We start from the raw sequence: 12,375 nt of genomic DNA, 5'->3' as shown, positions 1-12,375 counted from the left end.
ACGGCAAGATGGACAAGGGCATGACGCCGATCATTATCGCTGCAGGCGTGGCGCTGTTTCTGGGCGCGGCCGGCGGTCTGCTCACCCCGATCGACGGCTGGTACCGGGCGTTGCGCAAGCCGTCATGGCAGCCGCCCGACTGGGCTTTCGGCCCGGCATGGACGATCATTCTCGGCCTTGCCGCATGGTCGGCGGTGGTCGCATGGAATGCGGCAGCGACCGGCGACCAGCGGCGCGACGTGGTCGTGCTGTTCGCGGTCAACGCGGTCTGTCACTTTCTGTGGAGCCCGCTGTTCTTCCGGCTGCGGCGGCCCGACTGGGCGCTGGTCGAAGTCGTGTTCCTGTGGGCATCGCTGGTGGCACTGGTGGCCGGTCTCTGGCCGATTTCGCCGTTCGCGAGCGCGCTGATCCTGCCTTATCTCGCCTGGGTCAGCTTCGCGGCCTTTCTCAACTGGACGATTGTCAGGCTCAACGCCCCGTTCGCGCCGGCAACCTAGGTCTGCCGCCTACAGACGCAGCCGTCATCTCCGCGGAGGCGGGGATCTATAGTCGCTACAGTCCGCGACGACCCGACGAGGCGTCCGGTATGGATGGCTGCCTGCGCGGAGATGACGATTCAATAGCGTGCAAACCCGCTCCGCCGGCGGCCGGTTGCTTCGTTCAGCGCTGTTCGGCCTGCGCTTGGGCGCGGGCTTGTTCAGCCATCTGGATGAACTGGTCGAGCACCGCGATGCGCTCGGTGATCGCCGCGCGATAGGGGGCGTTCGGTTGCGTCAGCGCGAGCGCGCGCAGCCAATCGGCGCGTCCCTCCGCCAATTGCCCCGACTGGATGTGCCCCAGCCCCTTGAAAAAGCGCGGAGCCGGGTGGCGGGGGGCAATCGCGATCGCCCGGTCGAAGGCAAAGCGCGCGCTCGGCGACATCATCCCGCCGTCGTGCGTTACATAAGCGCTGCCGAGGTCGGTCCACAGCTCGGCACTATTCGGATATTTGTTCACCGCCCCAATCGCGAGCTGGACCGCGCTGCGGGCGTCGCCGGTCCGCATCAGCGCATCGAACGCCGCTTCATACTGCGATTCGACGGTATATTTGCCCCACATGGACGTGCGCAGCGCGATCATCTCCGGCGCGGTTTCGATCGATTGCGGCTGCGGCTTGGGTGCTGCAGCGGGCAGCCCCGGCCGCCCCTGCAGCGCATAGCCCGCGCAGCCGAGCATCAGCGCCGCGCCGACCGTCGTCCATAGCTGGCGAGGCACGCGCAGCAGCGCCAGCAATCCGGCGGCCGCGATCGTGACCAAGGCGAGCATCACCCAGCCCATCAGCGAGGTTTCCGCTTGAAGGTGCCGCGCGCGATCCACAGCCCGAACGCGATCAGCGCGAGCGGCGCGATCCACAACGGCAAGGTCGCCGCCGACAGCGGCGGATCATAGGTGACATAATCGCCGTAGCGCGCGATCAGCCAGTCGCGGACCTGTTGCGGCGTCTCGCCCGCAGCGATCCGCCGCCGCACCAGCGCGCGCATGTCGCCCGCCATTTCGGCGTCGCTGTCGGCGATCGACTGGCCCTGGCAGACGAGGCAGCGCAGCGTCGTCATTAGCTTTTGCGCTGCAGCTTCCTGCTTCGGGTCGGGCAGCTGGGTATAGGCGAGCTTGGCGGGCGGCAGCGACGAATCCGCCATCGCGGGCGACGCCGATGCGATCAGCAGCAAGGCGAGCGCGAACCGCTTCACTTTGCCTTCTCCAGCGCGGCGAGAATCCCGGGCACGTCCTCGTCGCGGATGTCGCCGATGTGCTGGAGCACGATCTGGCCCTTGCCGTCGACGACAAAGGTTTCGGGCACGCCCGATGATCCGATCGCAAGCTGGACTTCGCTTTCGGGATCGCTGCCGACGGCGGCAAAGGGATCCCCATAGCGCGCGAGGAAATCCTGCACGTCGGCGGCCTTGTCGCGGATTGCGACCGCTTCGATTCGGGCGCCCGCCGCCTTCAGCTTGGCAAGCTGCGGCGCTTCGGCGGCACAGGGCACGCACCAGCTGGCGAAGACATTGAGCAGGCGTGGCTTGCCGTCCGTGAACGTGGCGCTGGCGACGCCGGGCTTGCCCGGGATGATCGGGTCGAGTTTGAACGCCGGCAGCGGGCGTCCGACCATCGCCGAGCGGATCGTCTTGTCGGCCGGTCGGGCAAGTCCCCAGATCGCGACCGCCACCAGCAGCAGAAAGCCGATCAACGGCAGCCAGAGCTTCACGCCAGCGCCTCCTCGCGCCGCGCGACGGTGCGGCGCTCGCGCAACAAGCGCCCGAGCAAGGACAACACACCGCCGATCGCAACGATGGCCCCGCCTGCCCAGATCAGCGTCACGAACGGCTTCCACCACAGCCGCAACTGCCAGCGCCCGGCATCATCCTGCTGGCCGAGCACGGTGTAAAGTTGGCCGTCGACTAAGGTCGCGATCGACGATTCATTGGTGGTGGTGACCGGATTGGCGAAATAGCGCGACTGCGGCGTCAGCACGAAGCGCGATCCGTCGCGCTCGACCCTCAGCTGCGCTTCGAGAGCCGACCAATTGGGGCCGAGGATCGGACGAATGCTCTGCAGTGTCACGGTATAGGGGCCGACGCGGTGCGGCTCGCCGATCTTCGCGGCGACCAGTGTCTGCTGCGTAAACGCGCTCTCACTTGCCATCCCGGCAAGGCTGACGGCGATGCCGAGATGCGCGAGCACCATGCCATAGATGAACAGCGGCGTGCGGCGCAGATTGCGGCGCCACAGCGGCGCGACGCTCGCGACCGCCAGCCCGGCGGCAAGCGCCAGGCCGAGGATCGGCAATACGCCAGCGCTGCTCGCGAAGACGACGAGCCCGGCGGCGATGACGCCGGTCACAACGATCGGTACGAACATCCGGCCCAGCACCGCGCCGCCATCATCTCGCCGCCAGCGCATCAGCGGCCCGGCCGCCATGATCGCGACCAGCACCAGCGCCACTGGCCCCGCCGCCTTGTTGAAGAAGGGCGGGCCGATCGACACTTGCAAGCCGAACACCCCGGCCGCGAAGATCGGATAGAGCGTGCCGATCAGCACCACGCCCAAGATCACCGACAGCAGCAGGTTGTTGGCGACGAGCGCGCCTTCGCGGCTGACGAATTCGAAGCCCTGCCCTTCGCGGATCGTCGCGACGCGGGTCGCGAACAGCAGCAGTGCCCCGCCGATGTAAAGCGCGAGCAGGACGAGAATGAACGCACCGCGCTCGGGGTCGACCGCAAAGGCATGGACGCTCGTCAAAATGCCCGAGCGGACCAGAAAAGTGCCGATCATCGACATCGAGAACGCGACCACCGCGAGCATGATCGTCCACGCGCGCAAGCCGTCGCGGGTCGCGAGCACGGTCACCGAATGCAGCAGCGCGGTCGCCGCCAGCCACGGCATCAGCGAGGCATTTTCGACCGGGTCCCAGAACCACCAGCCGCCCCAGCCGAGTTCATAATAGGCCCAGTAGCTGCCCGCCGTGATGCCGAGCGTCAGGAAAATCCAGGCGCCGAGCACCCAAGGCCGCATCGCGCGGGCAAAGGCGGGCCCGACATCGCGCATCACCATCGCGCCGACTGCAAAGCTGAACGCGACCGATATCCCGACATAGCCGATGTAAAGCGTCGGCGGATGGAAGGCGAGGCCGGGGTCCTGCAGCAGCGGATTGAGGCCGTTGCCATCGGCAAGCACCTCGGTCACCCGCGCAAAAGGATTGGAGGCAAACAACAGGAATGCGTAAAAGCCGAGCGCGATCAGTGCCTGGCTGCCGAGCGTCGCAACCAGCGTCTTCTCATTGATCCGTCGCTCGAGCAGCGCGACCGCGCCGCCCGCCAGCCCGAGGATCGTGACCCAGAGCAGCATCGAGCCCTCATGGTTCCCCCAGGCGCCGGCAATCTTGTAGATCAGCGGCTTGGCCGAATGGCTGTTGTCGGCGACCAGTTTCACCGACAGGTCGGTTACGACGAACACCCAGATCAGCAGCGCCAGCGCCAGTGCCACGACCAGCCCCTGCACCACCGCGACCGGGCGCACGCTGCGCTGCACATCGGGATCGCCGCGCGCAATGGCGATCACGGCGAGGATGAACTGCAAGGCGGCAAGCGCCGCCGCGATCCAGAGGGCCGCAAGCCCTGCTTCGGCGATCATCGGCGCTGGCTCACTGTTTCGGCGACTTTGCCGCGCCCATCTTGCCCGCCATTTCGGGCGGCATGTATTTTTCGTCGTGCTTCGCGAGCAGGTTGCTGGCAACGAAGCTGCCGTCAGGCTGGAACTGCCCTTCCGCGACCACGCCCGAGCGTTCCTTGAACAGGTCGGGCGTGATGCCCTTGAAGGTCACCGGCACCGTCGCCTTGCCATCGGTAACGACGAAGCTGATCGTCACGCCGTCAGCCTGCTTGCGGATCGATCCGCCCTCAACCATTCCGCCCAGCCGCACCGCGCGCCCGAGCGGCAGGCCCTGCTTGGCGACATCGCCTGGGGCATAGAAAAACGCCGCCTGATCCTTCAGCGCCGACAGCGCCAGCCCGCTCGCGCCTGCAATTGCCGCCAGCCCGAGCAGCCCGAGATACAACCGTTGATGCTTCGCCTTCACTTGCCGCGTCTTTCCGCTGCCGCCATAGCGCGCCAGCTCCATAGCGCCAGCGCCGTAGCGCCGATCAGCGTGACCGCATAGGCGGCGGTGACGAAAGGCCAGGGGTTCATTGGGCCGCCATCCGGCGCATCCGCGCCTCTGCCTTGGTATTGGCGAGTTCGGCGCGCATCCGCATCAGCACGATCGCCGCGAAGAACAGCGTGAAGCCGCCGAGCGTGAACGGCAGCGGCCACAAGATCGAACTATCGATTGTCGATTTGGTGACGCCGATGCTCTGCCCTTGGTGCAGCGTGTTCCACCACACCACCGAATAGCGGATGATCGGCAGCAGGATCGACCCCGCGATCCCGTACAGCGCCGGAATACGCCCATCGCCGCCGCGATCCTGATCGGCGCGCGACAGCGCCATGAAGCCCAGATAGACGAACAGCAGCAGCAACATTGACGTCAGCCGCCCGTCCCATTCCCACCAGGTGCCCCAGGTCGGTCGGCCCCAGATCGATCCAGTCATCAGACACAGCGCCGCAAACACCGCGCCGGGCAGCGCACAGGCTCGCGCGGCGGCCATCGCCAGCGGGTGGCGCCAGACGAGGAACACAAAGCTCGACACTGCAATCCCGCTCCACCCGGCCATGCCGAGCCATGCGGTCGGCACATGGATGTGGAGGATGCGGACTGTCTCGCCCTGGAGATAGTCGGGCGGGATCTGTGTGAGCGCGCCCCAGGCGCCATAAGCGACCAGCAGCACGCCAGGCCAGAACAATGCCGGAGTCAAAGGACGCGCAATCTTCAGGAAGCGCGCAGGATTGGCGAGGGCGTGAATCGACGGCACTGACAAGCTTCTAGGACACTAAATCCAACAAATCCACTTGGACATCATGATGCGTTACCCGTCACTGTCCCGGTGCGCTCGAGCTTGCCCCAGCCGACCCACCAGCCGCCGATCGCAGCGCTGATCGCACGCAGCACCACCCAATACATCAGCTGGCGATAGACGAACCGCTGGGCGACCAGCCGCAGCACCGGATAGCGTGGCTCGCGCCCGTCGAGGCGGTATGCGATGGCACCCGCGGCGATGTCGATGGTCGTGAAGATCAGCCAATAAAGTGCCATTTTGACGACATCGGTCTGCGTCTGCGCCCAGCCATGCTGCGCAACCCGATTCGCGGTCGCGACGATCGAAACCACCAGCGCGAGATCGATGAAGGGCGAAATCGCCGCGAACAGAATCTGGAACAGCCAGGCCTGCGGCATGCCGATCAGCGCCAGCCCGCGCGGGCGTCCGCTCGCCATCACGCCGCGATGCTTCCACAGGCATTGCAGCGTCCCGAATGCCCAGCGATAGCGCTGCTTGGCCAGCGCGCGGAAGCTTTGCGGCGCTTCGGTCCACGCCACCGCTTCGGTATCGTAGGTGACTTGCCACCCGGCGCGCTGGATCGCGATCGTCAGGTCCTGATCCTCGGCCAGCGTATCGACCGGATAACCGCCTACCGAATCGAGCGCGGCCCGCCGCCATGCGCCGACCGCCCCCGGCACGACCGTGATCGCGTCGAAACGCGACAGCGCCCGCCGTTCCAGATTTTGAGCGGTCACATATTCGACCGCCTGCCAGCGGGTGACGAGATTGACGCGGTTGCCGACCTTGGCATTGCCCGCGACCGCGCCGATCTTGGGGTCGGCGAACCAGCGCGCCAGCCGGTCGATCGTGCCGGGTTCGAACTGCGTGTCGGCGTCGAGCGCGATCACGATTTCCGCCGTCGCCAGCGTCAGCGCGCGGTTGAGCGCCGCGGCCTTGCCGCCGTTCCGGAGCGTCAGCAGCGTGACCTGCGGCTCGTCGCCAAATGCTGCCGTGACGATGTCGCTGGTGCCGTCGGTCGAACCGTCGTCGACGACGATGACCTGCAAGTCAGGATAATCGCTTGCGAGCACGCGGCGTACCGACGCCTCGATCACGCGCGCTTCGTTGAAGGCGGGGATGATAACTGACACCGGCGGCTGGTAGCTCGCTTCGGGCGGCGTTGCGCGGCGGCGGCGCAACAGCGCCACTCCGGCGATGATGACGGCGCGCGCAATGCCGAGCGCGATCGCCAGCGCGAACATCCAGCCGAACAGCCACTGGATGCCGGCCAGCAGCAGGAAGATGCCGATATCGGCGCGCACGGCCGCCAGATCGGATCCCTTGATCGTCGGCATCACCGCCTCGCGATTCAGCCCGGCGAGCGTCGACACCGGCACGAACCGATAACCGCGCGCGCGCAGTCGCTCGATCAGCTGGGGCAAAGCGGCGACGGTCTCGGCACGATCGCCGCCGCCGTCATGGAGCAAGACGATGTTGCGCGACACCTCCGGCGTCGCCGACACGACCGATGCCACCGTCTGGTCGGCGATTGCCTGCGCGCCGGGACGTTTCCAGTCGCCGGGGTCGGCATGCAGCCCGACGACGGTATAGCCCTGTTCCTGCGCCACCAGCGCGGGCAGCAATTCATCCGCCGTCGTCGGCTCGGCGTCACCGAAATAGGGCGCGCGGAACAGCCGGGTCGAGCGGCCGGTATAAGCTTCGAGCAGGCGCTGAGTCAGGTTGAGCTCGAGCTTGGTAATGGGCGCCGACGCCAGCGCGAGATTGGGATGGGTGTAGGTATGGTTGCCAAGCTCATGCCCTTCGTTCACCATCCGCTGGAGCAGCAACGGATTGGCGAGTGCATTCTCGCCGATCACGAAAAAGGTCGCAGGGACCTTCTCGCGCTTCAGCACGTCGAGGATTGGCGGCGTCCAGGTCGGATCGGGGCCGTCGTCGAACGTCAGTGCGACCAGCTTCGGAATGGCGCCGATGCGCTTGACCACATAAGGGGTCGGCAGCACGTCATAATGCACGTCGCGGATCAACCCTTGGGCATCGAAGCGCAACGTGCGGGCACCGCTTCGCGGCGTCGCGGTGATGCGCAATATCTCGCCCGATGATTCGACATCGGCGTTCGAAATCTCGTCGATCCGGCGAAGGTCGGGCAGCGTACCCCGGCGAAATGCCTGTATCGCAGGCCAGACGCCGGGGTCTTCGCTGCCGAGCCGCCACAGCGCGATGCTGCCGAGGCCGCTGGCGCGCAGTGCCTTCAGTTCGTTCCACATTGCGGCGGCATCGAGCATCCAGACCTGATGCCGCACGCCGCCTTCCTCATAGCCGAAGCCGCTGTTGCCGCTGACGGGATCGAAGACCACTGGCGCGTCGCTGTCATGCGCAGCGAGCCAGGCTTCCTCGATCGTCATCGGATCGGCGACGTCGCCGTGCCAGTCATAGCCGTAGCTGCCGACCGCAACGATCATCCGGTCGGGCGTCACCTCAGCAAGCGCGGCACGCAGGTTGTCGACATACCAACCCTGCGGCGCGATCGGCCCGGGATCGCCGCCTTCGGAATGGAAGTCGTAATTCATCAGGATGATCTTGTCCGCGACCCTCGCAAAGGCGCGCGGCGACCAGGCCGGGTTACCAACCGGCACCGCCACGAACACCGATGCACCGATCTTGTCGAACGCGGCATTGGCCTCCCCGATCAGTGCGCGATAATCGGCAACGGCTGACGGTGGCAGCAGTTCGAAATCGAACACGATGCCGGCCCAGCGGTGCGACGTTACTTCCGCCTTCAACGCGGCGAGGAATTTCGCCCGCGCGGGCTTGCTGGCGAACAGCGCTGCTGCTCCCGCGCCATCCCACTGGCCATTTTGCGCATTCTGGACGAGCGGCATTACGGCGGGACGACGCGGCGCCCCCGCCAGAATGCGCGCAAGCGGGGCATCTTGCGTTGCATTGAGCGCATGCGTCGGGCCGTTCACGAACAGCGTCACCGGCGCCACAATATCGATTGCACCGATGTTGCGGCTGAGCGATTCGGCACTCGATGGGTCCCAGGGAACGTAAAACGCCATCGTCACCGGCTTGCCCCCGGCGGCCGGTTTGCCGCGCGGCAGCCAGCTCCCGAGCCGATGCCGAAGCCCCGAAATCTGGCGGGCGAGCGGTGCGGGCTGCGCGCGTTCGAACGCCAGCGGCAATTCGCCGCCGCTCGGCACGCTGACGAGCGTCAGGATGAACACTCCTGCCGCAAGCGCAGCAAGCGCGATCACCGACCAGAACCCGCGCGACGTCCAGCGTCGGCGCGCGCCCGTCGGGTCGAAGAAAACCGGCTGATCCATGCCGGTGCCGTTACACTAGCGGGCTGGCCGTGGCACCTGATCGCAGCCGGAATTGCAGCAAATTAAATGAGGCTCAATCGCCACTCACCGGCACCGGCCCCAGATCGCCTAGCCCGACGGTGCCGCTCGCCATCGCCAGCATCGCGTCAAGCGACTTTTTCGCGCGCAGCCGGAGTCCTTCCTCGATCTCGATTCGCGGCGCCAGGTCGCGCAACGCGACGTAGAGCTTTTCCATCGTGTTGAGCGCCATATAGGGGCAGATGTTGCAGTTGCAGTTGCCGTCGGCCCCCGGCGCGCCGATGAAGGTCTTGCCCGGCTCGGCCTTTTGCATCTGGTGGATGATGTGCGGCTCGGTCGCGACGATCAGCGTGTCGCCTGGCATGTCCTTCGCAAATTGCAGGATGCCGCTCGTCGACCCGACATAATCGGCATGATCGAGAATATAGGCCGGACATTCGGGGTGCGCGGCGATCGGTGCATCGGGGTTGAGCGCCTTCAGCTTCAGCAGCTCGGTCTCGCTGAACGCTTCGTGGACGATGCACACGCCCGGCCACAGCAGCATGTCGCGCCCGGTTTTGCGCTTCAGATAGCCGCCAAGGTGCTTGTCGGGGCCGAAGATGATCTTCTGTTCGGGCGGAATCTGGCTCAGGATCTTCTCGGCCGACGACGAAGTGACGATCACGTCGGAAAGCGCTTTCACTTCGGTCGAGCAATTGATGTAGGTCAGCGCAATGTGATCAGGGTGCGCCGCGCGGAATGCCGCAAACTTGTCGGGCGGGCAGCTGTCTTCCAGGCTGCACCCCGCGTTCAGATCGGGCAGCACGACGATCTTTTCGGGGCTCAGGATTTTTGCGGTGTCGGCCATGAACTTGACGCCGCAAAAGGCAATGACATCGGCATCGGTCGCCTGCGCCTTGCGGCTGAGGTCGAGACTGTCGCCGACGAAATCGGCAATGTCCTGAATTTCGGGCTTTTGGTAATAATGCGCGAGGATCACGGCGTTGCGCTCCTTGCGCAGCCGGTCGATTTCGGCGCGCAAATCGAGTCCGGCTAGGCTTTCGCGGAGCGGCACGTTCATTCCAATTCCCCTCGCAGTGTCGGCGGCTCACATGGCCCCGGACGCCCGCCGGATCAACCCAGCGGCGATGGCGGAAATGCCAGCGGTGCGATCGCGGCGCCCGGCGAACCGGCGGTCACCGCCTCGTACAGCGCCAGACCGATCGGTGTGAAAGTGATCAAATTGGTCAGCGCCTCGGTGGCGATCATCCCGCCCAGCCCCCAGAACCACGCCGGGTGGACGCGCCCGTCGCGCCGCCAGTCGGCGATCATGCCGATGATCGGGAAGATCAGCAGTGTCCAGAAGGCCGCCTGATAGGCATATGGGATCAGCAGCGGCATCGGCAGCAACCGCCCGACACCGGGCCCGACCAGCAGCGCCATGCCGCAATAGTTGAGCCGCCGATGCCAGCCGGTGTGCTTGCGCTGCGCAATGCCTGCCCCGATCAGCGCCATGCAGCCGATCAGCGACAGCGGATCGAATACCAGCATGTGCAGCGGCTGGAAAAAGAACGGCACGGTCCCGGCCCGGACGTTCATCACCGTCACGGCGGTGCCGAAATAGAGCATCAGGCATAGCCAGCCGACTGCCACCCAGCCGAATCGCCGGTGCAGCGCGATCGGCCCCTGCGTCGCGAACCAGTTCTGCGCCAGATAGATCACGATCCAGCCCATGAAGATGATTGCATGCGCGTGGACGAGCAGCGGACGCGCGAAGGTCGAGCGTCCCATCGCCAGGTTGAGGCTGAACCCGGCGACGAGCACACCGGCCATCACGAACGCCATCGTCAGGAAAAACCGGTCGTCGTTGCGCTCGACGCCGTGCGGCGTTGCAATGGTTGCCATATACCCCCCCCGGAAACGATGCGTTGGTCGTTACCACAATCGTCCCCACGGCGAAACGGATTGCCCGCGAGGACGGTCGGCGTCAGCGCCTGTCGTTCATCACATCTTCGATACTGCGCGAAACGTCCCATTGCTCGCCGTCGATGCGCCGCCGTTCCGCCGGAAAGGTGACGATCACCCTTGCGTCACCGTGTCCAAGCGCCCGCAGCGGCTGGGCATAAAGCCGGACCAGTGCCTGTCGCGCCAGCTCGCGCGCCTGCGCCATTCGTGAGGGCGACCGCGCTGCTGCATTCGCCTTTTCGGTCGCATGGATCGAGGTCCGCTGCGCCAGTTCCTCCGCCGCCTTGCGCGTGACGAAGATGCCGGTCGTCTTGACGAGGCTGCGGCGTGCTTCGTCGATATTGGCGGGCGCCGGCGTAACGTCAGGCGCCTTGACGATCAGCGTCCGGGTCTTGTCTGACCATTCGATGTCGCCCGAGCCGATCCGCGAGACATCGACGAAATAAGCGACCGAATAGGGCATTTTGACGACTTGATCCGACCGCAGCCAGCCGAAGCCGCGAACATCGGACGCGGTGCTCTGCACCGTCCCCGAAAGCTCGGCGACTTTCAACGTGCTTGCCCCCGCCAACCGCGCCGAAATCAACTCGGTGAGCGGCGCGCCGCCTGCTGCCGGTTCGGTGACGGCATAGCGTTCGCGGTAGCGGTCATAGGCCAGGAAGGCGAGCGCCGCGGCTGCAATCAGCGCCGCCGCGACGACAAGCCAGCGCCGCGTCGCCGTCATGCGGTACGCCGCCAATGCGCGTCATCGCGTGCGACGATACCGCGTCCTTCCAGATCGATCAGATGCGCCAGCACCGATCCACCCGCCGCGCCCCACAGGCGCCGGTCGACGCCCGCATACATCCCGGCGACAATGTCGGGGACTGTGGCCGGTCCGGCCTCCAGTGCGCGCAGGATCTGCCCCTCGCGCGCCTTGCGGTGGCCGATCAGGTGACGGACATGCTGCGCCGGGTTGGTCACCGGATCGCCGTGCGCGGGGTAATAGACGCGGTCGTCGCGTGCCTGCAGCTTCGCCAGGCTCGCCATGAAGGCGGTCATGTCGCCGTCGGGCGGCATCACCACGGTGGTCGACCAGCCCATCACATGATCGCCCGAAAACAGCGCGCCGGTCTCTGGCAGCGCGAAGGCGAGATGATTGGACGTATGGCCCGGCGTCGCAACGGCTGTCAGTGTCCAGCCCTCGCCTGCCACGCTCTCGCCATCCAAGAGCACGCGGTCGGGCGCATAATCGGTGTCGAAAGCAGCGTCGGATCGGCCGCCCATGTCGATCACCAGCGGCGCGCAACCGACGATCGGAGCGCCGGTGGCCGCTGCCAGCGCGCGGCTCGCCGGGCTATGGTCGCGGTGCGTATGGGTGATGACAATCGCCGTCACCGGGCGACCGCCAATCGCTGCCAGCATGGCTGCGACATGGTCGGCATCGTCGGGACCGGGGTCAATCACTGCAAGGTCGTCCGTGCCGACCAGATGTGTCTGTGTGCCAGTGAAAGTGAACGGCGACGGATTGGGCGCAAGCACCCGCGCGACCAGCGGATCGAGCGCGACCAGCGCGCCGGTGGGGAGCGACTCCATGCCCGTCACATGGCCCTTCGCTCCGGGCAACTCAAGCTGCGATG

The 12,375-nt window shown here is 66.1% G+C and carries 12 protein-coding genes; 1 reads left to right on the top strand and 11 read right to left on the bottom strand.

From position 1 onward, the window contains the following. Positions 1-20 precede the first annotated feature (20 nt). A complete protein-coding gene (locus AX672_RS12525; RefSeq protein ID WP_066651902.1) occupies positions 21-497 on the top strand; it encodes a TspO/MBR family protein in 477 nt (158 codons plus the stop codon). Positions 498-660: 163 nt separating this feature from the next. On the opposite strand, the gene AX672_RS12520 is transcribed toward AX672_RS12525, so the two are convergent. The 11 genes from AX672_RS12520 to AX672_RS12470 form a co-directional block, all read right to left on the bottom strand. After that, on the bottom strand, positions 661-1,317 hold the full coding sequence (locus AX672_RS12520; RefSeq protein WP_066651849.1) for a tetratricopeptide repeat protein: 657 nt from the start codon (positions 1,315-1,317) through the stop codon (positions 661-663). Then, positions 1,317-1,676, bottom strand: a complete 360-nt coding sequence (locus tag AX672_RS12515) for a cytochrome c-type biogenesis protein (RefSeq protein WP_082730540.1) — start codon at positions 1,674-1,676, stop codon at positions 1,317-1,319. Before AX672_RS12515 ends, AX672_RS12520 begins: the two co-directional genes overlap by 1 nt. 47 nt (positions 1,677-1,723) lie before the next feature. After that, the gene (locus AX672_RS12510; RefSeq protein WP_066651844.1) at positions 1,724-2,242 is read right to left on the bottom strand and encodes a DsbE family thiol:disulfide interchange protein; all 519 of its coding nucleotides are present in this window, start codon (positions 2,240-2,242) and stop codon (positions 1,724-1,726) included. Beyond that, entirely contained in the window at positions 2,239-4,167 is a 1,929-nt protein-coding gene (locus AX672_RS12505; RefSeq protein WP_066651843.1) for a heme lyase CcmF/NrfE family subunit, read from the bottom strand. The genes AX672_RS12510 and AX672_RS12505 overlap by 4 nt, the downstream gene beginning before the upstream one ends. A 10-nt stretch (positions 4,168-4,177) precedes the next feature. Beyond that, on the bottom strand, positions 4,178-4,612 hold the full coding sequence (gene ccmE / locus AX672_RS12500; RefSeq protein ID WP_066651901.1) for a cytochrome c maturation protein CcmE: 435 nt from the start codon (positions 4,610-4,612) through the stop codon (positions 4,178-4,180). A gap of 106 nt (positions 4,613-4,718) precedes the next feature. Further along, positions 4,719-5,444, bottom strand: a complete 726-nt coding sequence (ccmC, locus tag AX672_RS12495; protein ID WP_066651842.1) for a heme ABC transporter permease CcmC — start codon at positions 5,442-5,444, stop codon at positions 4,719-4,721. 44 nt (positions 5,445-5,488) lie between these two features. Next, positions 5,489-8,794, bottom strand: a complete 3,306-nt coding sequence (locus AX672_RS12490; RefSeq protein WP_066651841.1) for a glycosyltransferase — start codon at positions 8,792-8,794, stop codon at positions 5,489-5,491. 73 nt (positions 8,795-8,867) lie between these two features. Beyond that, positions 8,868-9,872 (bottom strand): quinolinate synthase NadA, encoded by a 1,005-nt coding sequence (gene nadA, locus AX672_RS12485; RefSeq protein ID WP_066651840.1) that lies wholly within the window; start codon positions 9,870-9,872, stop codon positions 8,868-8,870. 53 nt (positions 9,873-9,925) lie between these two features. Then, entirely contained in the window at positions 9,926-10,696 is a 771-nt protein-coding gene (locus AX672_RS12480; RefSeq protein WP_231731319.1) for a hypothetical protein, read from the bottom strand. A gap of 82 nt (positions 10,697-10,778) precedes the next feature. Then, the gene (locus AX672_RS12475; protein WP_066651838.1) at positions 10,779-11,480 is read right to left on the bottom strand and encodes a DUF4230 domain-containing protein; all 702 of its coding nucleotides are present in this window, start codon (positions 11,478-11,480) and stop codon (positions 10,779-10,781) included. Next, the gene (locus tag AX672_RS12470; RefSeq protein ID WP_066651836.1) at positions 11,477-12,331 is read right to left on the bottom strand and encodes an MBL fold metallo-hydrolase; all 855 of its coding nucleotides are present in this window, start codon (positions 12,329-12,331) and stop codon (positions 11,477-11,479) included. The genes AX672_RS12475 and AX672_RS12470 overlap by 4 nt, the downstream gene beginning before the upstream one ends. Positions 12,332-12,375: the final 44 nt, after the last annotated feature.

It is taken from the genome of Sphingomonas sp. CCH10-B3 (assembly GCF_001556185.1).
GTDB classification, from domain to species: Bacteria; Pseudomonadota; Alphaproteobacteria; order Sphingomonadales; family Sphingomonadaceae; genus Sphingomonas; species Sphingomonas aquatica.
The sequence above is the reverse complement of the archived record's forward strand: the minus strand, read 5'-3'. Positions and strand labels throughout refer to the sequence as shown.